General features: G+C 53.3%; 25 protein-coding genes and 1 pseudogene. 12 read left to right on the top strand and 14 right to left on the bottom strand.

The window, feature by feature from the left end; all coding sequences use genetic code 11:
* Nucleotides 1–60: 60 nt before the first annotated feature.
* Complete coding sequence (locus A7589_RS19590) at nt 61–336, top strand: type II toxin-antitoxin system HicA family toxin (RefSeq protein WP_001260301.1); 276 nt, start codon at nt 61–63, stop codon at nt 334–336.
* The gene (locus A7589_RS19585) at nt 333–692 is read left to right on the top strand and encodes a type II toxin-antitoxin system HicB family antitoxin (RefSeq protein ID WP_064562347.1); all 360 of its coding nucleotides are present in this window, start codon (nt 333–335) and stop codon (nt 690–692) included. Before A7589_RS19590 ends, A7589_RS19585 begins: the two co-directional genes overlap by 4 nt.
* A gap of 119 nt (nt 693–811) precedes the next feature.
* On the opposite strand, the gene nikR is transcribed toward A7589_RS19585, so the two are convergent.
* From nikR to A7589_RS19545, 8 genes are all read right to left on the bottom strand, one after another.
* Nucleotides 812–1,213, bottom strand: a complete 402-nt coding sequence (nikR, locus tag A7589_RS19580; RefSeq protein ID WP_024257312.1) for a nickel-responsive transcriptional regulator NikR — start codon at nt 1,211–1,213, stop codon at nt 812–814.
* 5 nt (nt 1,214–1,218) lie between these two features.
* The gene (gene nikE / locus A7589_RS19575; protein ID WP_000173705.1) at nt 1,219–2,025 is read right to left on the bottom strand and encodes a nickel import ATP-binding protein NikE; all 807 of its coding nucleotides are present in this window, start codon (nt 2,023–2,025) and stop codon (nt 1,219–1,221) included.
* Nucleotides 2,022–2,786 (bottom strand): nickel import ATP-binding protein NikD, encoded by a 765-nt coding sequence (gene nikD / locus A7589_RS19570; RefSeq protein ID WP_001136216.1) that lies wholly within the window; start codon nt 2,784–2,786, stop codon nt 2,022–2,024. Before nikD ends, nikE begins: the two co-directional genes overlap by 4 nt.
* On the bottom strand, nt 2,786–3,619 hold the full coding sequence (nikC, locus tag A7589_RS19565) for a nickel ABC transporter permease subunit NikC (protein WP_001008963.1): 834 nt from the start codon (nt 3,617–3,619) through the stop codon (nt 2,786–2,788). The genes nikD and nikC overlap by 1 nt, the downstream gene beginning before the upstream one ends.
* Nucleotides 3,616–4,560, bottom strand: a complete 945-nt coding sequence (nikB, locus tag A7589_RS19560; protein ID WP_000947068.1) for a nickel ABC transporter permease subunit NikB — start codon at nt 4,558–4,560, stop codon at nt 3,616–3,618. Before nikB ends, nikC begins: the two co-directional genes overlap by 4 nt.
* Entirely contained in the window at nt 4,560–6,134 is a 1,575-nt protein-coding gene (gene nikA, locus A7589_RS19555) for a nickel ABC transporter substrate-binding protein (protein WP_000953376.1), read from the bottom strand. Before nikA ends, nikB begins: the two co-directional genes overlap by 1 nt.
* Before the next feature lie 110 nt (nt 6,135–6,244).
* Nucleotides 6,245–6,832 (bottom strand): 4'-phosphopantetheinyl transferase AcpT, encoded by a 588-nt coding sequence (acpT, locus tag A7589_RS19550; RefSeq protein ID WP_000285794.1) that lies wholly within the window; start codon nt 6,830–6,832, stop codon nt 6,245–6,247.
* 54 nt (nt 6,833–6,886) lie between these two features.
* The gene (locus tag A7589_RS19545; protein ID WP_010353889.1) at nt 6,887–7,936 is read right to left on the bottom strand and encodes an AI-2E family transporter; all 1,050 of its coding nucleotides are present in this window, start codon (nt 7,934–7,936) and stop codon (nt 6,887–6,889) included.
* Between the two features lie 98 nt (nt 7,937–8,034).
* On the opposite strand from A7589_RS19545, the gene A7589_RS19540 reads away from it, so the two are divergent.
* The gene (locus tag A7589_RS19540; RefSeq protein WP_000679687.1) at nt 8,035–9,273 is read left to right on the top strand and encodes an MFS transporter; all 1,239 of its coding nucleotides are present in this window, start codon (nt 8,035–8,037) and stop codon (nt 9,271–9,273) included.
* Nucleotides 9,274–9,276: 3 nt separating this feature from the next.
* Here A7589_RS19540 and dcrB read toward each other — a convergent pair whose 3' ends face one another.
* Both dcrB and A7589_RS19530 read right to left on the bottom strand, forming a co-directional pair.
* Nucleotides 9,277–9,834: a phage sensitivity protein DcrB gene (dcrB, locus tag A7589_RS19535; RefSeq protein ID WP_001245301.1), complete on the bottom strand. Its 558-nt coding sequence runs from the start codon at nt 9,832–9,834 to the stop codon at nt 9,277–9,279.
* Between the two features lie 72 nt (nt 9,835–9,906).
* Nucleotides 9,907–10,572: a 7-cyano-7-deazaguanine/7-aminomethyl-7-deazaguanine transporter gene (locus A7589_RS19530; RefSeq protein ID WP_000991081.1), complete on the bottom strand. Its 666-nt coding sequence runs from the start codon at nt 10,570–10,572 to the stop codon at nt 9,907–9,909.
* A gap of 221 nt (nt 10,573–10,793) precedes the next feature.
* Between A7589_RS19530 and tusA the strand changes: the two genes are divergently transcribed.
* Nucleotides 10,794–11,039 carry a sulfurtransferase TusA gene (gene tusA / locus A7589_RS19525; RefSeq protein WP_000130621.1) on the top strand — a complete coding sequence of 82 codons (246 nt, stop codon included), beginning with the start codon at nt 10,794–10,796 and terminating at the stop codon, nt 11,037–11,039.
* 186 nt (nt 11,040–11,225) lie between these two features.
* A complete protein-coding gene (locus A7589_RS19520) occupies nt 11,226–11,534 on the top strand; it encodes a hypothetical protein (protein WP_000323736.1) in 309 nt (102 codons plus the stop codon).
* A gap of 32 nt (nt 11,535–11,566) precedes the next feature.
* Here A7589_RS19520 and zntA read toward each other — a convergent pair whose 3' ends face one another.
* Nucleotides 11,567–13,765 carry a Zn(II)/Cd(II)/Pb(II) translocating P-type ATPase ZntA gene (zntA, locus tag A7589_RS19515; RefSeq protein WP_000106514.1) on the bottom strand — a complete coding sequence of 733 codons (2,199 nt, stop codon included), beginning with the start codon at nt 13,763–13,765 and terminating at the stop codon, nt 11,567–11,569.
* 73 nt (nt 13,766–13,838) lie between these two features.
* A complete protein-coding gene (locus A7589_RS19510) occupies nt 13,839–14,465 on the bottom strand; it encodes a lysoplasmalogenase (protein WP_000964709.1) in 627 nt (208 codons plus the stop codon).
* Between the two features lie 141 nt (nt 14,466–14,606).
* Here A7589_RS19510 and A7589_RS19505 point away from each other — a divergent pair, with 141 nt between their 5' ends.
* Entirely contained in the window at nt 14,607–14,966 is a 360-nt protein-coding gene (locus A7589_RS19505) for a DUF2500 domain-containing protein (RefSeq protein WP_108188970.1), read from the top strand.
* Between the two features lie 2 nt (nt 14,967–14,968).
* Here the strand turns inward: A7589_RS19505 and A7589_RS19500 are convergent, their stop codons facing one another.
* Together A7589_RS19500 and rsmD are read right to left on the bottom strand one after the other, a co-directional pair.
* On the bottom strand, nt 14,969–15,238 hold the full coding sequence (locus A7589_RS19500) for a DUF1145 family protein (protein WP_010353660.1): 270 nt from the start codon (nt 15,236–15,238) through the stop codon (nt 14,969–14,971).
* Complete coding sequence (rsmD, locus tag A7589_RS19495; protein WP_000743183.1) at nt 15,228–15,824, bottom strand: 16S rRNA (guanine(966)-N(2))-methyltransferase; 597 nt, start codon at nt 15,822–15,824, stop codon at nt 15,228–15,230. Before rsmD ends, A7589_RS19500 begins: the two co-directional genes overlap by 11 nt.
* A 149-nt stretch (nt 15,825–15,973) precedes the next feature.
* Between rsmD and ftsY the strand changes: the two genes are divergently transcribed.
* The 6 genes and pseudogenes from ftsY to A7589_RS23380 form a co-directional block, all read left to right on the top strand.
* Complete coding sequence (gene ftsY, locus A7589_RS19490) at nt 15,974–17,512, top strand: signal recognition particle-docking protein FtsY (protein ID WP_001040607.1); 1,539 nt, start codon at nt 15,974–15,976, stop codon at nt 17,510–17,512.
* 2 nt (nt 17,513–17,514) lie between these two features.
* Nucleotides 17,515–18,183 (top strand): cell division ATP-binding protein FtsE, encoded by a 669-nt coding sequence (gene ftsE / locus A7589_RS19485; RefSeq protein WP_000617723.1) that lies wholly within the window; start codon nt 17,515–17,517, stop codon nt 18,181–18,183.
* Nucleotides 18,176–19,234, top strand: a complete 1,059-nt coding sequence (gene ftsX / locus A7589_RS19480) for a permease-like cell division protein FtsX (protein ID WP_105282512.1) — start codon at nt 18,176–18,178, stop codon at nt 19,232–19,234. The genes ftsE and ftsX overlap by 8 nt, the downstream gene beginning before the upstream one ends.
* 244 nt (nt 19,235–19,478) lie before the next feature.
* A complete protein-coding gene (rpoH, locus tag A7589_RS19475) occupies nt 19,479–20,333 on the top strand; it encodes an RNA polymerase sigma factor RpoH (RefSeq protein WP_000130220.1) in 855 nt (284 codons plus the stop codon).
* Nucleotides 20,334–20,602: 269 nt separating this feature from the next.
* Nucleotides 20,603–21,706 (top strand): branched chain amino acid ABC transporter substrate-binding protein LivJ, encoded by a 1,104-nt coding sequence (gene livJ / locus A7589_RS19470; RefSeq protein ID WP_010350765.1) that lies wholly within the window; start codon nt 20,603–20,605, stop codon nt 21,704–21,706.
* A gap of 150 nt (nt 21,707–21,856) precedes the next feature.
* Nucleotides 21,857–21,951 (top strand): annotated as a pseudogene (locus A7589_RS23380) (hypothetical protein); the annotation flags it as partial.

Genomic DNA, 21,951 nt, shown 5'->3' with positions numbered 1-21,951 from the left:
TGACTTCATATTGTGATGTCATACTATTGATGTCATAAAGTGAAGTCATAAGGACATGCCATGAGAACACAGGTACAGGCTTTACGGAAGAAACAAAAAAATACATTGGATCAAATATTTAAATCTCCTGTTCCTCAAGGGATTAAGTGGTCTGATATAGAGTCACTGGTTAAAGCATTAGGCGGAGAAATTAAGGAAGGAAGAGGCTCGCGTTGTAAGTTCATACTAAATATGAGCGTTGCGTGTTTCCATCGGCCTCATCCGTCGCCAGATACCGATAAAGGCGCTGTAGAAAGCGTGCGTGACTGGTTACTAAGTATAGGGGTAAAACCATGATCAAACTGAAGACGCCAAATTCTATGGAGATTGCCGGGCAACCTGCTGTAATCACCTATGTGCCAGAACTGAATGCATTTCGTGGCAAATTCCTGGGCTTGTCAGGTTATTGTGATTTTGTCTCTGACAGCATTCAGGGGCTGCAAAAAGAGGGGGAGCTTTCCCTGCGAGAGTATCTTGAGGATTGTAAAGCTGCGGGTATTGAGCCTTATGCGTGTACAGAAAAGATTAAGACCTTTACGTTACGCTATCCAGAATCGCTGAGTGAACGCCTTAATAATGCGGCTGCGCAGCAACAAGTCTCTGTTAATACCTATATTATTGAAACGCTGAATGAGCGTTTGAATCATTTATAAATTTTAGCGGCGTTCATTACGCGGAACATCTGCCTTTACAGGATCTATCTATGCAACTGAACTTAATTTTATAAATTAAGTTCAGTTAATATCTTTTCTTTCCGCGTTTCAGAAATAACTCAATCTTCCTTCGGCAAGCACTGCAAATGCCCGTGCCGTACGCCGCGCTGGGAAATAACGTCATCGGCAAAATGTTGTACGTCACCCATGTCACCTTTCAGCACGGCGATTTCCAGGCAGTCGTCGTGGTTGATATGGACATGCAGCGTGGCGACGGAGAGATCGTGGTGATGATGCTGCGTAGAGACAATACGGCTGGCTAAGTCGCGTTTTTCGTGTTCATACACATACGACAGCACCGCGAAGCCTTGTGTGCCGTGCTGTTGAGTAGCCTCCTGCGCCAGGGCGCTACGCAGAATATCGCGGATAGCTTCGGAACGGTTGTTATAGCCACGACGCTGGCTCAGGCTGTCCAGCGTCTCCAGTAAATCGTCATCAAGCGTGATGGTGACTCGTTGCATTTGCATTAAACCTTTTCTGTGGCGCGACGGCGCACGGGGAAAGCGGGTAATACCGCGTTTTGTAGCACACGTCCGGCGTCAGAGGAAAAAGTTAATTTCTCTCCCACCGCCTGGGTTTCAACAATTTGCCCGTTGTCCATCACCATCACCCGCTGGCAAAAGCGTTCCACCAGGCGTAAGTCGTGGGTGATGAACAGGCAGGCGGTGCCAAATTGCTGTTGCAGCTTTTTCAGTAGACGAATGACGCCCGCCTGTAACACGAGATCAAGGTTAGAAACGGCTTCATCCAGAATCAGCAGTTTCGGTTCGACCGCCAGCGCGCGTGCCAGGCAGACGCGCTGGAGCTGGCCGCCGCTTAACTGCGGTGGGCGTTTGTCGAGCACGCTGTCATCGAGATCGACCGCCTTCAGCATTTCACTGGCGCGCGCCAATTGTTCGGCTTTTTTCAGCGATAGCAGGTGGCGCATCGGTTCACGCAGGATCTCGCTCACGGTTTTGCGCGGATTCACGGCGCTGATGGAGTCCTGAAACACCATCTGAATATCGCGGCGGAACGCTTTACGTTGAGCACGATTCAGTTTCGCCAGCGGTTCGCCGCGCCAGCTAATATTCCCTTGTGAGGGCGATTCTAAACCTACCAATAGCCGCGCGAGGGTGCTTTTGCCGCAGCCGCTACGCCCCAGCAGGGCGACGGTTTCACCGCTTTTCAGGGTCAGAGAAACGTCATTCAGCACCGCCTGGTGTTGATGTTTGCCGCTAAATCCACCGTGCGCATAGTGATGGGAAAGGCCGGAGACGTTAAGTAAAGTCATGATGCCAGCTCCATACCGTAGAGGGCGAGATGAGCGGAAACCAGGCTGCGCGTCACCGCATGTTTGGGGGCGTTAAACAGCGTTTCTACATCGCCCTGCTCGACAATCTTACCGTGCGACATCACCGCCACGTCATCCGCCAGACGCGCCACTACGCCCATATCATGGGTGACCAGCAGCATTCCCGGCGCTTGTTTTTGCATAATGCTTTCCAGCAGATCGAGGATGCGCGCCTGTGCTACCACGTCGAGGTCGGTGGTCAGTTCATCGGCGATGATAAACGGTGATTCACACAGCACCGCCATCGCAATCATCATGCGCTGCAACATGCCGCCACTCATCTCGAACGGGTATAGCTTCAGCACACGCGCGGCGTTTTCCAGCCCCACGGCTTCTAATGCAGCGGTAAGCGTGGCATCGTCGGCGGGTTTCCCTAACGCCAGGCAAGTTTCCCGCGCGTGGGTGTGCATGGTGTGCAGCGGATTAAAGGCGCTGCGCGGGTTCTGCATGATGGTGGCAATTTTGATACCGCGTAGCGCGCTGGGGGAAACCGGTTTGCCATCGGCTAAAATTTCCCCCGCCGTCTGGCGAACGCCAGCGGGCAGAATGCCCAGCGTCGCGGCGCAGGTCAGTGATTTCCCGCTGCCGCTACCGCCGACTAACGCCAGCACACGCCCGCGTTTAAGGGTTAACGATACGCCGTGCACCAGCGGCTGCGCGGCCTGTAGCGCGATATTACGTAGTTCAATCTGTTGCGGCATTAGTGTGCGTGCTCCGTCACCAGATGAGGATCCAGATGATCGCGCAGTGCGTCACCCACCAGGTTAAAGGCCATCACGCTGATAAACAGCGCCAGCCCCGGCCAGAACATTTGCAGCGGCTGAGTCCAGATATACTGACGCGCGTCGTTAATCATCACGCCCCATTCGGCGGTCGGAGCGGTCACGCCGAGGCCGAGGAAGGACATCCCCGCGACGTGCAGCATCATATGGCCGATATCCAGCGTCGCCAGCACCAGCAGCGAGGGGATCACCGCGCCTGCCAGATGATCAACAAACACCCGCACATGGCCCGCGCCAGAAAGCCGTGATGCCAGCACAAACTCGCGCTGGCGCAGCGAAATCACAAGGCTGCGCACCATACGCGCGTACCACGCCCAGTGTGACAGGGCGATGGCGATAATGACGTTGGTCAACCCGGTGCCGAGCACGCCAACCATAAAGAACGACAGAATCGAGGTCGGGAAGGTCATAAACATATCTGCGACGCGCATGGTGGCCTGATCAACACGCCCGCCAATCAGCCCCGCGCTGCCGCCAATGACCAGCCCTAATGTCAGCACCAGCAGCAGGCAGGCCATTACCGAGCCGAGCGACACGCGGGTCGCCGCCATCAGCCGCGAGAAAATATCACGCCCTAAGTGATCGGTGCCCAGCCAGTGCTGCGCATCCGGCGAGAGCAGGCGCGACGGCAGATCAATCGCCTGTGGGTCATACGGCAGCCACCACTGGCTGGTGAGCGCAATCAGCGCCAGCAGGGCGATAATGATCAGCGCCAGGCGTACCGACCAGCGGGAAGAGAGGAAAAAATTCACGCGTGCGCTCCTTCATGACGACGAATGCGCGGATCCAGCGCGGCGTTGAGCAAATCAACAATCAAATTACAGACCACAAAAACCACCACCATCATCAGCGTAAAGCATTGAATCACCGGATAGTCACGGTTGAAAATCGCCGATACCGCATAGCGCCCGACGCCCGGCCAGGCAAAGATGTTTTCGATAATCATCGTCCCGCCGATCAGTTCGCCGATGTGCATCCCCACGGCGGTGATCATCGGCAGCGAGGCATTGCGCAGGATGTGACGGCGTTCGGTCTGTTTGTCGTTCAAACCGCGCAGCCGCGCCCAGGTGACGTGACGCTGACCGGCGACGTCCAGCATACTGGCGCGCAGCAGCCGCGCGTTAATCGCCAGCGACATAAAGGCAATGGAAACCGCAGGCAGAATGATGTGCTGCCAGCCGCCGTAACCCATCGCGGGTAGCCATTGCAGATACACCGAAAACGCCATCACCAGTAAAAACGCCAGCCAGAAGTTAGGCATCGACACGCCAAGAAACGCGATGAAACGTACGGCGAAATCCGGCAGACGGTCGCGATGGCGCGCCGCCCAGATACCGAGAGGTACGGAAGTGAGCAGAATTAACACCAGCGCCGCGCCCGCCAGTTCCAGCGTGGCGGGCAGGAAGTTCAGCATATCGTCCAGCACCGGGCGTTGGCTGGCGAATGAGATACCAAAGTCAAGATGCAGCGCCTTCCACAACCAGGTGCCGTACTGGACGTACAGCGGCTGATCCAGTCCCAGCATGGTGCGGGTAGAGGCCAGCATCTCCGGCGTCGGCGGCAGGTTAGATAAACGCAAATAGTCGAGCGCCGGGTCACCGGTGCCGAGGCGCAACATCAGAAAAATGATCACCGAGGCGGCGAGCACCATCGGGATCAGCAGCAGAAAGCGGCGTAATACGTAACGCAACATTAAGGTTTCACCGGTTTAATCTGTTCGAACGGAATTTCGGTGGCGATCGGCGCGTAGGGGATGTTGCCCAGTTCCGGTTTTGATACCACCATCATTGAGATGTAACTGATAGGCAGATAAACCGCCTCGTCATGCAGACGGGTCAGAATGTCGCGATACAGCGCCTGACGTTGCGTTTCGTCATGGGTCGCCAGCACTTCGCCGATCTCTTTATCAATCAGCGGTTTGTCGGCTAATCCTTGCTGTGCCTGGAAGTCAGCGTGTGACGGTACGCGCATTGAACTCAGGAAGGCGTGGGGATCGTATGGCGCGCCCCAGGTGCGGTGGAAAATCATGCCAAAACGACCGTCGCGCTGACGAGCATAGATACTGCTCTCTTCTTCGCCAATCAGCGAGACATCTGCGCCAATCTGGCGCATATCAGCCTGAATGATTTCCGCCATCGATTTGCTTAACGCATCGGTGCCGATGAACGACAGTTCAATGCGCAGCGGCTGACCATTTTTCTCGCGGATGTCTTTGCCCGCAGGCAGCGTCCAACCGGCTTTTTCCAGCAACTCTTTCGCTTTCTGCGGATCGTACTGGCGCGGTTTCAGACCGAGGTTGGCGTAGGGCACAGAAGGGGCAAACAGGGTGTCGGCGACCTGCTGGGTGCCATACAACGCGTTATCAATCAGCGATTTTTTGTTCACCGCGTAATTAAGAGCTTCACGTACTGCCAGCTCGTTGGTGGGGGCTTTGGCGGTATTGAGCGCCAGCATCACGGTTTCGATCGGCTGTGACAGTTGGGTGTGGTAAGCCGGGTTCTGGCTAAAGCGGGCGAAGGTATCGAGCGGTAATAACCCTTCGTTTCCGTACAGCAGGTCGATATCGCCAGTTTCAAACGCCACCGCGCGGGTAGTCGGGTCCGGGATCACGTTAAAGGTGATCTTTTTAATCGCCGGCTTTTCGCCCCAGTAGTTTTCGTTACGGACGAAGACATCGTACTGATTCAGTTTCGATTCCTGCAAAATCCACGGTCCGGTGCCAATCGGCGCTTTAATTCCGTTCATGGTTTCATGGTTTTTAAACTGCGAGGGAGCGATAAAACGGAAAGGACGGGGCAGGGCCAGTTCTTGCAGGAAAGGATAGTAGGCGCTTTTCAGGGTGATTTGCAGCTCCGTTTTACTGAGTGCTTTAACATCAACAATCTGGTTTGCCAGCTCCAGCCAGGCGTGACGTTGACGGTTATCGAGCACTACGCGGAAGTTTTCTGCCGCCGCCTCGGCATCGAACGGTTCACCGTTGGAGAATTTCACGTCATCACGCAGGGTGAAGGTCCAGGTTTTACCATCTTCTGAATGAGTCCAGCTTTTTGCCAGCCACGGGATCACCGAACCGTCTGCCTGATATTTCACCAGCGGTTCATAAACCATGCTCTGGGCGAACATCTGGTTAGGCGTGTAAAGGTGCGGGTTTAGTGGCCCGACATTCACCGGCCAGGCGGTGGTGATTTCATCTGGTGCAGCGGCATGGACGATAAAAGACGCACAAGCCAGCAGCGCAAATAGAGTGCGGCGGAGTGTGGAGAGCATGGTAACCCCAATGGATTAAAATAGATGGCGGAAATAAGTATGACGATTTTAAGTATTCGTCATACTGATTACCTGTTCTGGATCAATAGATGGGCAGTCGGGTGGGCGGATCAGTTAACTGAATCGATCCATTGCACACTGTCGGCGGAGAGCGTAAAGGGGGTAGGGGTGCAGATTGCCAGACTTAAATTTTCTAGCTGACAATGGCTGACTGACAGCGAGGAGTGATAGGTGCTGTCTACGCTGACGATTTGCCAGGCGCTGCCGCCACGTTGTTTAACGATGGCTTCTTTGCGCGTCCAGATGCGCCAGAACATTTCCAGTTGCTGATCGGGATGCACGGCGTCCATCTCAGCGTGTTCCCCGAGGCTGAACACGGCGTTCGCCAGCCAGCGCCAGTTGGCGCGCGGGCGAATCACTTCGATATCGCAGCCGACTTCGCCTTCATCGCTCAACAGCAGGGCGATATCGTCACCGCTATGGCTTAAGTTGAACCATAGCGGCGTTTCCGGCGCGAATGCTGGTTTGCCTTGTTCGCCATAGATGATCTCCGGTAGCGGGGAAAGCGTGTGCGAAAGCAATGCACGCCCCGCCAGCCAGCGTTCGCGTCGTGGACCTTGCGGTGCTTGCTCGCGTAAAGCCTGTGGCAGTGGAGCTGCGCTTAAGGTCGAAACTTTCCCCAGAACTATCCGATACATATCAGGGCCAACGTTTAATGGAAAAGGAAAGTGCGTATCGTATCACTTGTCGCCTCATCCCGGTAACCGACTTTTCGGTCGTCCCGGTCCCAGTAAAATCGCTAGTTTGCTGCCGCCTTTGGTGGTTTCCATCCAGATTTTACAGACGCTGGTTAATGGCACCGAAAGCAGCATACCAACCGGACCGAGTAACCATCCCCAAACCAACAACGACAGAAACACCACCATGGTGGACATCCCCAGTCGATGCCCCATCATCCGTGGCTCTAAAATATTGCCGATGACCATATGGACAACTAAAAACAGTGCGCCAACCAGAATACATTCGTAAACGCCATTAAACAGCAACACCTGAATCATTGGCGGCACGGCGGAGATCACCGCGCCAATATTGGGAACGTAGTTGAGCAAAAATGCCAGTACCGCCCACATCAGCGCAAACTGTACGCCCATTAGCGCCAGCCCCAGCCAGACGATGACGCCTGTCCATAAACTGAGCAGCGTCTTCAATGCAAGATAGTGCGAAACACCTTTTAAGGCGCGGTGTAGTCCGGCGATGTGAATCTGTGGATTATTCAACGCAAAACGCATTTTGTAAGGCACGTGGCGCACTTCAAAAAGCATAAAAACTACGGTCATCACCAGCAAAAGCACGCTCGCCATTGCGCCGGAAAGCCCGGTCATCAGCGCAGTGGTGAAGGCGACAACTTTTTCCGAATCCATCCGCTGGAGCATTCGTTCTGGCGACATATGCAGATTAAGAAACGGTAACATCTCTTGTAATTTAAAGAGTTTACGGGTCAGTTCCTTATTAAATTTCGGCAGCATAGAGATAAATTCGTTAAACGATGCCGCCAGTACGCCGACCAGCGCAGTAAGTGCTATCAGCATCACCACCACCACAATGGTAATGGCTATGGGGCGTTGTACTCCCCGACGAATAAACCATGTGACCAGCGGATTGAGGACGATAGCGAAAAAGAGCGCCAGTAATAGTTGCACAATGATATCTGCCGCTGCGTGAATGCCGGCGAGGATCACCACCAGCGAGGCCAACTTGAGCAGAATATGCATTCCTGTTTTATCTGGTTGAGGGGTTTCCATTGGGGCTTCCTTGTGACTTTTTGTATTAAGTGTAGCGGGAGTCACGCCAGCAATATTCTGATTCTTACTGCTGATTTCCACGCCAGCCCGTGGTAAAAATGAAACACTGTTGTAAAAATGTGGTGATCCCCATGCCCGAACCCGCGCTAAATGGATTGCGCCTTAATCTGCGCATTGTCTCCATTGTCATGTTTAACTTCGCCAGCTACCTCACCATCGGGTTGCCGCTCGCCGTATTGCCGGGCTATGTCCATGATGTGATGGGATATAGTGCCTTCTGGGCGGGGCTGGTTATCAGCCTGCAATATTTCGCCACCTTGCTGAGTCGCCCACATGCCGGGCGTTACGCCGATTTGCTGGGGCCAAAAAAGATAGTCGTCTTCGGTTTGTGCGGCTGTTTTTTGAGCGGGCTGGGCTATCTGACCGCAGGATTAACCGCCAGTCTGCCCGTCATCAGCCTGTTATTACTGTGCCTGGGGCGCGTGATTCTTGGCATTGGGCAAAGTTTTGCTGGAACCGGATCGACACTGTGGGGCGTTGGTGTGGTTGGCTCACTGCATATCGGGCGGGTGATTTCGTGGAACGGCATTGTCACTTACGGGGCGATGGCGATGGGCGCGCCGTTGGGCGTGCTGTTTTATCACTGGGGCGGGTTGCAGACGCTGGCATTAATCATTATGGGTGTGGCGCTGGTGGCGATTCTGCTGGCGCTCCCGCGTCCGTCGGTGAAAGCCAGCAAAGGCAAGCCACTGCCGTTTCGCGCGGTGCTTGGGCGCGTCTGGCTGTACGGTATGGTGCTGGCACTGGCTTCCGCCGGGTTTGGCGTCATCGCCACCTTTATCACACTGTTTTATGATGCTAAGGGCTGGGACGGTGCGGCTTTCGCGCTGACGCTGTTTAGCTGTGCGTTTGTCGGTACGCGACTGTTATTCCCTAACGGCATTAATCGTATCGGCGGCTTAAACGTGGCGATGATCTGCTTTAGCGTTGAGATAATCGGCCTGCTATTGGTTGGCGTAGCCACCGTACCGTGGATGGCGAAAATCGGCGTCTTGCTGGCTGGCGCTGGGTTTTCGCTGGTGTTTCCGGCACTGGGCGTGGTGGCCGTAAAAGCAGTTCCGCAGCAGAATCAGGGGGCGGCGCTGGCAACATACACTGTGTTTATGGATTTATCGCTGGGCGTGACCGGACCACTGGCTGGGCTGGTGATGAGCTGGGCTGGAGTGCCGGTGATTTATCTGGCAGCGGCGGGGCTGGTAGCAATCGCGTTATTGCTGACGTGGCGATTAAAAAAACGGCCTCCGGTGGAAGTACCGGAGACCGTCTTATCATCTTAAAACTTACTGAATAACCAGCGTATTAATGATGTTTTCTGCGGTGGTTTGCGCTTTTTGCTGATCGTCAGCAGGCAGCGTGATTTGCATGGTCAGCAGTTGATTACCCACGTTACCCAGAATGACGGAAGAGTACGCCGTCTGGCCTTTCGCGGAGATAATGCTGTCTAACTGCTGCATTTTGTGACCTTTCAGCTCAATAGATTTGTTGGTCACCACTTGCAGTTGCGGATCGCGGCTACGTTGCTGATCTTCCAGACGTTTCGCCAGCACAGCCAGATCTTCTTTCGGGTCGTCGCCCATGATGACGATGACTGCTTTCTGCCCGGTGGCGTCGGACCAGACGTGCATGTTATTGGCCTGCGTTCCCAGCTTACCGCTCTGGTCGGTCATATCCGCTGGCAGCGAGAAACTTAGCTTGCCATCAAGCAGGTTGACGGGATTCACGGTAGCGTTACTTTCTGCGACCGAACCCTGCGCCGTAGCGTTAGTGTCTTTATCATCACAGGCCGCAAGCCCCATAACCAGCAGGCCAATTCCGACATATTTAACCAGATTGCGCATTGACTTCTTCCTTTCGATAAACGGCCATAACGGCTCATTCGTCCATCTTATCACAACTCTGATAACGAACCTTTAACTCGCCTGCAAAGCGTTGATTTCGGATTTATCTGCCAGTCTTTTCAATAGCATATTGAGTAATACGCCATACATTGGCAGGAAGAAAACGATGCTGATTAACACTTTGAAACAGTAATCAACCAGCGCGATTTCCATCCAGTGCTCGGCCATAAAGGCATCCGGGCTGCGCCAGAATGCAATGAAGAAGAAGGCCAGCGTATCGCTGACGTTACCAAACAGTGTGGAAGCCGTCGGAGCCAGCCACCAGCGACGACTCTGACGCAAGCGGTTAAAGACGTGCACGTCGAGGATCTGCCCCAGCGCGTAGGCCATAAAGCTGGCGGTAGCGATACGGGCGACAAACAGGTTGAAGTGGGCGAGAGCGCCGAATCCCTGCCATGAACCCATATAAAACAGTGATGAGATGACGTAGGAGATCAGCAACGCGGGGATCATTACCGCAAAGATGATGCGACGAGCCAGCGGCGCGCCAAAAATACGCACGGTCAGGTCGGTAGCAAGAAAAATAAACGGAAAGCTAAACGCGCCCCAGGTGGTATGAAAACCAAAAATGGAGACTGGAAGCTGTACCAGATAGTTACTGGAGGTGATCACCAGCAGGTGAAATAACGATAACCAGAATAACGCTTTATAGCGTTGCGTTTGTGAGAAAGCGTTCATATTGTACCTTTTTGATTAGCCATTGGGGTGAGGGAACCCAATACGTACGACACGCTATTTTATAGTGAGATAGTAACGTGCTTACCCTTTTTTCGAGCCGCCGCATGATACTGCTTTATGTTGACAATGCAATGGTTAATTTTCACGCAATCGTTAACCTTGTTTGCTAACGGACGTACAGAGCGTAAACTAGCGCCGTTTTTTTATATGGTGAGAAGAAAATGACCGATCTCTTTTCCAGCCCTGACCACACTCTTGACGCTCTTGGCCTGCGCTGCCCGGAACCGGTGATGATGGTGCGCAAAACCGTGCGCAATATGCAGCCTGGCGAAACGTTGCTGATTATTGCTGATGATCCGGCAACGACCCGCGATATTCCTGGGTTTTGTACCTTTATGGAACACGAACTGGTCGCCAAAGAGACGGATGGACTGCCTTATCGTTATTTGATTCGTAAAGGTGGTTGATGGGGCTTTTCAGCCTGATGCGACGCTGGCGCGTCTTATCAGGCCTACGTTGATACGGTCTGTAACCTTTTTTGCATCGAACGCGCTCAATGTAGTGATCGGCTTGTAGGCGGATAAGGCGTTCACGCCGCATCCGGCATGTGGGCACGTTAAGGGCAATGATTGCCAGCGTTATGGAATGCAAAAATGGCTTATTTAATTCCAGTTTGTCTGGCATTGCTGGGATTACTCGCGATATTCACCCCCAATTGGCTGCTTCCTGTTTTTATCGTTGCGGTGGGATGGCTGGGGTTATTTGGCTGGGGTTGGCTCTGGCTAATGATTTTTTTACCTTTACTTAACGGTGTCGGGTTTGCTTATGCACTGTGGATGATGTTCAAAAGACCATCATTAGCATCCCGCCTGGTTGTTACATTCAGTGTTATCTCCATCATTCTGATGTTGGCGCTATATTACGCTTTCCTGACCATGCCACCGTTCCCGGCCCAGCACTAAGCCTGATAGCCAGAGGCTATCAGGCAACACCGTTACTTCCTGCGCAACAGCCTTAACGCATTCGCCGTCACCAGCACCGTCGCACCTGTATCTGCCAGCACCGCCAGCCACAGGCCGGTCATATCTAACAGCGTGGTGACGAGGAAGATCCCTTTCAGCCCCAACGCAATGGTGATGTTCTGGCGGATATTAGCGTGAGTCGCGCGTGCCAGCTCAATCATTTGTACCAGACCGCACAGGTGGTTATGCGTTAATGCTGCGTCGGCGGTTTCCAGCGCCACGTCTGTGCCGCTGCCCATAGCAATCCCAATGGCGGCAGCTTTCATTGCTGGCGCGTCGTTAATGCCGTCGCCGACCATCGCCAGCGGCGCACGTTGGTTCAGCTCGGTCACCGCTTTGACTTTATCTTCCGGCAATAATCCTGCTTTAAATTCCAGCCCCAGTTCACCGGCAATGGCTGCCGCTGCACGCGGATTATCGCCGGTGAGGATCACCCCTTTGACGCCCAGGGTGTTCAGTTCACTGATGGCAGTGGCGGCATCGGCGCGCAGGGTATCCTGCAACGCAATGACACCAAGCACTTCATCGTTACGGACTACCAGCACTACCGTTTGCCCGGCGCTTTCCAGTTCATTAATCAAACCAGTAAATGCATCGGCAGGATGTTTCCCGGCAGCGCATATCAGCACCCGCTCTCCGTTGACCTGCGCTTCAATGCCAGAGCCGACCAGCGCCCGCTGTGACTCTGCGGCAGGTATGGCGAGTGCAGCAACCTGCGCTTCACGAACGATGGCTTGTGCCAGCGGATGTGTTGCACCTTGTTCTACTGCCGCCGCCAGCGCCAGCAGTTCAGATTCGCTAATACCTGTTGCCGGATGAATCGCGGTAACGCGTGGTTTCCCGACGGTCAGCGTTCCGGTTTTATCAAACGCCACCTGGGTGACACGACCTAGCTGTTCCAGCGCCGCGCCGCCTTTAATTAACGCTCCACGACGTGCCGCCGCCGCCAGTCCGGAGGTAATCGCCGCAGGCGTGGAGATAACTAAAGCACACGGGCAACCAATCAGCAGCAGCGTCAGCCCTTTATAAATCCACTCCTGCCAGCTTGCGGCAAATAGCAGCGGTGGCACCAGCGTCACCAGCAGGGCGACGGCCATAATTGCCGGCGTGTAGATACGGCTGAAACGGTCAATAAAACGCTCAATCGGTGCGCGGCGCTCTTCGGCCTCTTCAATCAGTTTCAGAATACGATCAATGGCGCTGGCACCCGGTTCTGACAACACTTCCAGCGTCACCAGACGGTCAACGCTGGTGGCGCCTGCCGGGACTTTATCGCCCGTCGCGCGTTCCACAGGGATGGATTCGCCGGTCAGGGCGCTTTCATCAAAACTGGCAAACGGCGAGAGCAGTTTACCGTCAGCAGGCAAACGTCCACCCGCCGCAACTTCAATCACATCGCCAGGCCGCAGGCTGTTAATCGCCACCTCTTCCCGCTCACCGTTACGCAGGCGCGTGGCGGTTTCCGGTTTCAGCGCCATTAACGCGCTGACGCCCTGACGTGCGCGGCTGGCGGCCCATCCTTCCAGTCGTTCACCGATCAGAAACAGCAATAACACCATCGCAGCTTCCGCCGTTGCGCCAATAAACAGCGCGCCAATGGCGGCTACGCTCATTAACGTTTCAATGGCAAAATAACTGCCGGACTTGATCAGCCGTAATGCCTGGCGAGCAATCGGGTACAGACCAATCAGCGTGGTCGCGATAAACGCCAGTTGCCCGAACGGATGATTAAATTGCTCCAGCCCCCAACTGATTGCCATCATCACAATAAGCGTAATCAGCGGCAGATTCTCTTTCAGGCGTGATGCTTGCGGTTCGTCGGCGGCCTGTTCATCGCGCAGGGAATAGCCTGCTTTTTGCACCGCCGATTCAATTTGCGCACGGATGTCATTGTCGGCATCCACCACCAGTTTTTCGGTAGCGAACAACACCTGTACCTGATTCACGCCTGCAAGCTGACGCACGGCATTTTCTACCTTGCGCGCACAGGCGGCGCAGTCCATGCCGCTGACTTTCCAGCTATACCGGGTGCCGGAGACGTTTTCAGAGAGTGTTGGCGTGCTGGAACATGCACCGTCGCAGCAACAGTCGTTGGCGTTCTGTGCCGTGGTTAGCGGTTTGAACGCGGCAAATTGAGGGGCTTTTTTGCCGTGATTGTCGGGAGTCGACATGGCATCCTCCGGTTAAGTTTTTTCTCATTAACCGAAGGATACACTCTGGAGTCGACTCCAGAGTCAAGTTTTATCAGAGATACAGCGAGCGGACGATGAGGAAGTGTCCTGCAAAGTAGCAAGCCGCAGCAATGGCGTTATCCGCACGGAAGCGTCGGCGATAGTGGCTACCCAGCCAGACAAAGTTACTGATAAACAGCAGTGCAGCGCCCATAAAGGCAGAGAGTGCCGGAGCAGTCGGGCGGAAGAACCACAGTTCACCTGCCAGCCACACCATCACCAGCGTCATACCGATAAAAGTACAGACAGGCCAACGGAACTCTTCGAGACGCGTCCAGATAATGGCCAGTAACAGCGCGCCCAGAACCAGCAGTACCAGCGGCAACGGCCAGAAAAAGGAGAGCGTCATCTGGCCGGCGAAATAGATGGTGTACAGCAAGTGTGAGAGGAAAAACGCACCGATGGCGTACATCAGACGCTGGCGTGGTAACAGGGTTAACGCATCGCCCAGCAGTGAGGCACACAGCCCCGCCAGCACCAGATAGCTAATGGCATCGAACATTGGCGCTTGCCAGGCCAGCAACAGCAGGAGAAGAAGGGTTAACGGTTTAAATACCCAGCGTTGCCAGGTTGGCCCACGGTACGATGCATCCACAGATAACCATGCGGAAAGACAGACAGCGATAAACGACCAAAGCATCTTAGTTCCTTGAATTCGTTATTTTTTCGTAAGCGGAATGCCTACGGTCTTGCTAATCAGTTTAGTGGCGACGGTGGACGGATGACAACACCATAACTGGCAGGGTATGCTTATTTCCGCATTTTCCGATGAGGGATAAAGATGAGCAAACCACCTCTTTTCTTTATTGTTATCATTGGCTTAATTATCGTCGCCGCATCGTTTCTTTTTATGCAACAACGGCGGGAAAAAGCTGATAATGATATGGCGCCGCTCCAGCAAAAGCTGGTGGTGGTGAGTAACAAGCGGGAAAAACCGATTAACGATCGTCGTTCGCGCCAGCAGGAAGTGACTCCGGCGGGCACCAGTATGCGCTATGAGGCGAGCTTCAAACCACAAAGCGGTGGACTGGAGCAGACGTTCCGCCTCGACGCCCAGCAGTACCATGCCCTGACAGTGGGCGATCAAGGTACGCTGAGCTATAAAGGAACGCGCTTTGTCAGCTTTGTTGGCGACAAATAAGCTTATTTTTTAACTTTAAATTTCTTCTGCCAGATCAGCAGTTCAAACACGCCGAAAAGGAAAATCCGCACCTTTTCGGCAGTGGTCATCTGCGGGCCATCTTTCGGCAAGGTCGATTTTAACAGCGCCAGTTGCATACCATGCATCAGCACGGTAAAAATCAGCGCCACGTTAACGAAAATATTCAGCGGGCGTGGGAAGGGTTGAAAAAGATTGAGGATCAAAAACCCCCAAACGCAGAGCATTAACAAACGTCCGATATTAATCAGCATCACTTTCTCCTTGTGTTTCACGCTGATACAGCCGATAAGCGACCTGACCAGCCACTTTTTCGCGATATAACGACCAGTTGGCAGGAACGGCGGGCAGGCCATTTTCTACTTCACTTTCAACATATACCCAGGCTTCATCAGCCAGCCAGCCGTTGTTTTCCAGTAAATTAATGGTTTCTTCTAACAAGCCACGGCGGAACGGAGGGTCAACAAACACAATATTATGCGGCGTTCCTTTTTGCATTAGAAAAGACATCGCATTGGTGTTCACGACTCGCGCATTGCCCGCTTTCAGCGTCGCCAGATTCTTGATTAACTGCTGAGATACCGCGCGATCCATCTCAACCAACGTAGCCTCCGCAGCGTAGCGTGACAAGGCTTCCAGCCCCAGCGCACCGCTACCTGCGAAGCAATCCAGGCATTGCGCATCAACAATGACCGGCGCCAGCCAGTTAAACAGCGTTTCGCGCACGCGATCGGTGGTAGGGCGTAGACCTGGGCTATCAGGAACCGGGAGTTTACGGCCTCGCCACTGCCCGCCAATAATGCGGATTTGACCGCTGCCGGAATGATTCGGTTTTTTCATGGTAAATTGCTCAATCCGCCAGATAACACATACTTGCAGGCGGTGATGTGGATTAAGTTAAGTGGTAGACTATTTCATCATTTTTTTAGCTGCTATGTACATAGCGTTAACGCTGTGCCATGAAGCAACAGCGAGGAGTGTAGTCGCAGATGGCGAAAGAAAAAAAACGTGGCTTTTTTTCCTGGCTGGGCTTTGGTCAAAAAGAGCAGACCCCGGAAAAAGAGACAGAAACCCAAAACGAACAACCGGTTGTAGAAGAAACCGCCCAGGCGCAAGAGCCTGAGAAAGTTGCTGAACAACCCGTTGAAGAACAGCCGAAGGCGCATACTGAAGCTGAGGCGGAAACTTTTGCTGCCGACGTTGTGGAAGTCACTGAACAGGTTGTTGAAAGTGAAAAAGCGCAACCTGAAGAGGTTGTCGAGCCGGAAGTTATTGCAGAACCGGAACCGATAGTTGAAGAAACGCCAGCGCCGGTAGTTGAACCTGAAGTCACGCCAGAGCCAGTGGCTATCGAGCGTGAAGAGCTGCCGCTGCCGGAAGACGTTAAAGTCGAAGAAATTTCGCCAGAAGAGTGGCAGGCCGAAGCGGAAACCGTGGAGATTGTCGAAGCGGCGGAAGAACAAGCAGCGAAAGAAGAAATCACCGACGAAGAGCTGGAAGCACAGGCGCTGGCCGCTGAAGCGGCAGAAGAGGCGGTGATGGTCGTTCCTCCGGCAGAAGAAGATCAGCCGGTGGAAGAGGTAGCCCAGGAGCAGGAAAAACCAACCAAAGAAGGTTTCTTCGCGCGCCTGAAACGCAGCCTGCTGAAAACCAAAGAAAACCTCGGTTCCGGATTTATCAGCCTGTTCCGTGGTAAAAAAATCGACGATGATCTGTTTGAAGAGCTGGAAGAGCAATTGCTCATCGCCGATGTGGGCGTGGAAACCACGCGCAAAATCATCACCAATCTGACTGAAGGCGCGACCCGCAAACAGCTTCGCGATGCTGAGGCGCTCTACGGTCTGCTGAAAGAAGAGATGGGTGATATTCTGGCGAAGGTCGATGAACCGCTGAACGTCGAAGGCAAAACACCGTTCGTAATCCTGATGGTAGGCGTCAATGGCGTGGGTAAAACCACGACTATCGGTAAGCTGGCGCGTCAGTTTGAACAACAAGGTAAATCGGTGATGCTGGCGGCAGGTGATACTTTCCGTGCGGCAGCAGTTGAGCAGCTTCAGGTCTGGGGGCAGCGCAACAATATTCCGGTGATTGCCCAGCATACCGGCGCGGACTCCGCCTCAGTTATCTTCGACGCCATTCAGGCCGCTAAGGCGCGTAATGTTGATGTCCTGATTGCCGATACCGCCGGACGCTTGCAGAACAAATCGCACCTGATGGAAGAGCTGAAGAAAATCGTCCGTGTGATGAAGAAACTCGACGTTGAAGCTCCGCATGAAGTTATGCTGACTATCGATGCCAGCACCGGGCAGAATGCGGTAAGCCAGGCCAAACTGTTCCATGAAGCAGTCGGCTTAACCGGCATCACGTTAACGAAACTGGACGGCACGGCGAAAGGCGGAGTAATTTTCTCGGTGGCTGACCAGTTTGGTATTCCTATTCGCTATATTGGTGTCGGCGAGCGTATTGAGGATTTGCGTCCGTTTAAGGCGGACGACTTTATAGAGGCACTTTTTGCCCGAGAGGATTAACAATGATTCGCTTTGAACATGTCAGCAAGGCTTATCTCGGTGGGAGACAGGCGCTGCAGGGCGTTACGTTCCATATGCAGCCGGGTGAGATGGCGTTTCTGACCGGTCATTCCGGTGCAGGGAAAAGTACCCTCCTGAAGCTGATCTGTGGGATTGAGCGGCCCAGCGCCGGGAAAATCTGGTTTAGCGGCCATGACATCACGCGTCTGAAAAACCGTGAAGTTCCGTTTCTGCGCCGCCAGATTGGCATGATTTTCCAGGATCACCATCTACTGATGGATCGTACTGTCTACGATAATGTGGCGATCCCGTTGATTATCGCCGGTGCCAGCGGTGACGATATTCGTCGTCGTGTATCGGCGGCGCTGGATAAAGTCGGGCTACTGGACAAAGCGAAGAACTTTCCGATTCAGCTTTCTGGCGGTGAACAACAACGCGTTGGCATTGCCCGCGCGGTGGTTAACAAACCTGCGGTACTGCTGGCGGACGAACCGACCGGTAACCTTGACGACGCGCTGTCGGAAGGAATTTTACGTCTGTTTGAAGAGTTTAACCGCGTTGGGGTAACGGTATTGATGGCAACGCACGACATCAACCTGATTTCGCGGCGTTCCTATCGTATGCTCACCCTGAGCGATGGTCACTTGCATGGAGGCGTGGGCCATGAATAAGCGCGATGCAATCAATCATATCCGGCAGTTTGGCGGACGTCTGGATCGCTTCCGTAAATCGGTCGGCGGTTCTGGCGACGGTGGTCGTAATGCGCAGAAACGCGCGAAATCCTCGCCAAAACCGGTAAATCGCAAAACCAACGTTTTCAACGAACAGGTGCGTTATGCGTTCCACGGCGCTTTGCAGGATCTCAAAAGTAAACCGTTCGCCACGTTTTTAACGGTGATGGTCATTGCCATCTCCCTGACGCTGCCAAGCGTCTGCTATATGGTGTACAAAAACGTTAACCAGGCGGCGACGCAGTATTATCCGTCACCGCAAATTACCGTTTATCTGCAAAAAACGCTGGACGATGACGCCGCTGCGGGCGTGGTGGCACAGCTACAGGCCGAACAGGGCGTGGAGAAAGTGAACTATCTTTCTCGCGAAGACGCGTTGGGCGAGTTCCGTAACTGGTCTGGTTTTGGCGGCGCGCTGGACATGCTGGAGGAAAACCCGCTTCCGGCAGTGGCGGTGGTGATCCCAAAACTCGATTTCCAGGGTACGGAGTCGCTGAATACGTTGCGTGATCGCATCACGCAAATTAACGGCATCGATGAAGTACGAATGGACGATAGCTGGTTTGCCCGTCTGACCGCACTGACAGGGCTGGTAGGGCGCGTTTCGGCGATGATTGGCGTGCTGATGGTGGCGGCGGTGTTCCTGGTTATCGGCAACAGCGTGCGTCTGAGCATATTTGCCCGTCGTGACTCCATCAACGTGCAGAAACTGATTGGTGCGACGGATGGTTTCATCCTCCGTCCGTTCCTGTACGGAGGCGCGCTGCTGGGATTTTCTGGCGCATTGCTGTCATTAATTTTGTCCGAAATTCTGGTGCTGCGTTTGTCATCGGCAGTTGCGGAAGTGGCGCAGGTATTTGGAACGAAGTTTGATATCAATGGTTTATCGTTCGATGAATGCTTGTTGTTGCTGCTGGTGTGTTCGATGATTGGCTGGGTGGCAGCATGGCTTGCCACGGTACAACATTTACGGCACTTTACGCCGGAATAATAAAAGCGTGTTATACTCTTTCCCTGCAATGGGTTCCGTAGCAGGGAAAGAGACCCCGTTGTCTCTTCCCGGTATTTCATCTCTATGTCACATTTTGTGCGTAATTTATTCACAAGCCAGCATTGAACTTGTGGATAAAATCACGGTCTGATAAAACTGTGAATGATAATCTCGTTGCTCTTAAGCTCTGGCACAGTTGTTGCTACCACTGAAGCGCCAGAAGATATCGATTGAGAGGATTTGAATGACTGACAAAATGCAAAGTTTAGCTTTAGCCCCTGTTGGCAACCTGGATTCTTACATCCGGGCAGCTAACGCGTGGCCGATGTTGTCGGCTGACGAGGAGCGGGCGCTGGCTGAAAAGCTGCATTACCATGGCGATCTGGAAGCAGCTAAAACGCTGATCCTGTCTCACCTGCGGTTTGTTGTTCATATTGCTCGTAATTATGCGGGCTATGGCCTGCCACAGGCGGATTTGATTCAGGAAGGTAACATCGGCCTGATGAAAGCAGTGCGCCGTTTCAACCCGGAAGTGGGTGTGCGCCTGGTCTCCTTCGCCGTTCACTGGATCAAAGCAGAGATCCACGAATACGTTTTGCGTAACTGGCGTATCGTCAAAGTTGCGACCACCAAAGCGCAGCGCAAGCTGTTCTTTAACCTGCGTAAAACCAAGCAGCGTCTGGGCTGGTTTAACCAGGATGAAGTCGAAATGGTGGCTCGCGAACTGGGCGTAACCAGCAAAGACGTCCGTGAGATGGAATCGCGTATGGCGGCACAGGACATGACTTTTGACATGTCTTCCGACGACGATTCCGACAGCCAGCCGATGGCTCCGGTGCTTTATTTGCAGGATAAATCATCTAACTTTGCCGACGGCATTGAAGACGATAACTGGGAAGAGCAGGCGGCAAACCGACTGACCGATGCGATGCAGGGTCTGGACGAACGTAGCCAGGACATCATCCGCGCGCGCTGGCTGGACGAAGACAACAAATCTACGTTGCAGGAACTGGCCGACCGTTACGGTGTTTCCGCTGAACGTGTGCGTCAGCTTGAAAAGAATGCGATGAAAAAACTTCGCGCCGCTATTGAAGCGTAATTTCCGCTGTTAAGCAGAGAACCCTGGATGAGAGTCCGGGGTTTTTGTTTTTTGGCCTCTGCAATAATCAATTTTCCCTTCTGGCAAAAGCCAACCCACGCGCAGTTTGTTAATAAACTGTCAAAATATCTATTCCAATATCATAAAAATGGGGTATGTTTTAGCAGAGTATGCTGCTAAAGCACGGGTAGTCATGCATAAAACGAAATAAAGTGCTGAACAACAACATCACAACACACGTAATAACCAGAAGAATGGGGATTCTCAGGATGAATATAAAGGGTAAAGCGTTACTGGCAGGATGTATCGCGCTGGCATTCAGCAATATGGCTCTGGCAGAAGATATTAAAGTCGCGGTCGTGGGCGCAATGTCTGGCCCGGTGGCGCAGTACGGTGACCAGGAGTTTACTGGCGCAGAACAGGCGGTTGCGGATATCAACGCCAAAGGCGGCGTTAAAGGCAACAAACTGCAAATCGTAAAATATGACGATGCCTGTGACCCGAAACAAGCGGTTGCGGTGGCAAACAAAGTGGTTAACGACGGCATTAAATATGTCATTGGTCACCTCTGTTCTTCATCAACGCAGCCAGCGTCTGACATTTATGAAGACGAAGGCATTTTAATGATCACCCCAGCGGCAACCGCGCCAGAGCTGACTGCCCGTGGCTATAACTTGATTATGCGCACCACCGGTCTGGATTCCGACCAGGGGCCGACGGCGGCAAAATATATTCTTGAGAAAGTGAAACCGCAGCGTATTGCTATCGTCCACGACAAACAACAGTACGGCGAAGGTCTGGCGCGTGCGGTGCAGGACGGCCTGAAGAAAGGCAATGCTAACGTGGTGTTCTTTGATGGCATCACCGCCGGGGAAAAAGATTTCTCTACCCTGGTGGCACGCCTGAAGAAAGAGAATATTGACTTCGTTTACTACGGCGGTTATCACCCGGAAATGGGGCAGATCCTGCGTCAGGCGCGCGCGGCGGGGCTGAAAACTCAGTTTATGGGGCCGGAAGGTGTGGCTAACGTTTCGCTGTCTAATATCGCGGGCGAGTCAGCGGAAGGACTGCTGGTGACCAAGCCGAAGAACTATGATCAGGTTCCGGCGAACAAACCGATTGTTGATGCGATCAAAGCGAAAAAACAGGATCCAAGCGGCGCATTCGTCTGGACCACCTACGCGGCGCTGCAATCTTTGCAGGCCGGGCTGAATCAGTCTGACGATCCGGCGGAGATCGCCAAATACCTGAAAGCGAACTCGGTTGATACGGTGATGGGACCGCTGACCTGGGATGAGAAAGGCGATCTGAAAGGCTTTGAGTTCGGCGTGTTTGACTGGCACGCCAACGGCACGGCGACCGATGCGAAGTAACAGATAGATAAATGAAAATGCCCGATGAGCTGAACCGCCATCGGGTTTTTTTGTGTTTGTCGAAATGGTTGTAGAAAGATTAAACAATCCAGGATATGCTTAATGTACGGTAGAATTCCGTACATATTTATAAGTAGCAGGAGAGTTTACATGTCTGCTGTTAAAAAGCAGCGTATCGATCTGCGTTTAACTGACGATGACAAAAGTCTAATTGAGGAAGCGGCGGCGGGTGATGCTGCCAACTT

Origin of the sequence: Escherichia sp. MOD1-EC6475 (genome assembly GCF_003046645.1) — a bacterium.
Lineage (GTDB): Bacteria > Pseudomonadota > Gammaproteobacteria > Enterobacterales > Enterobacteriaceae > Escherichia > Escherichia ruysiae.
Note: the sequence above shows the minus strand (reverse complement) of the source record. Positions and strands in the feature narration are given on the sequence as shown.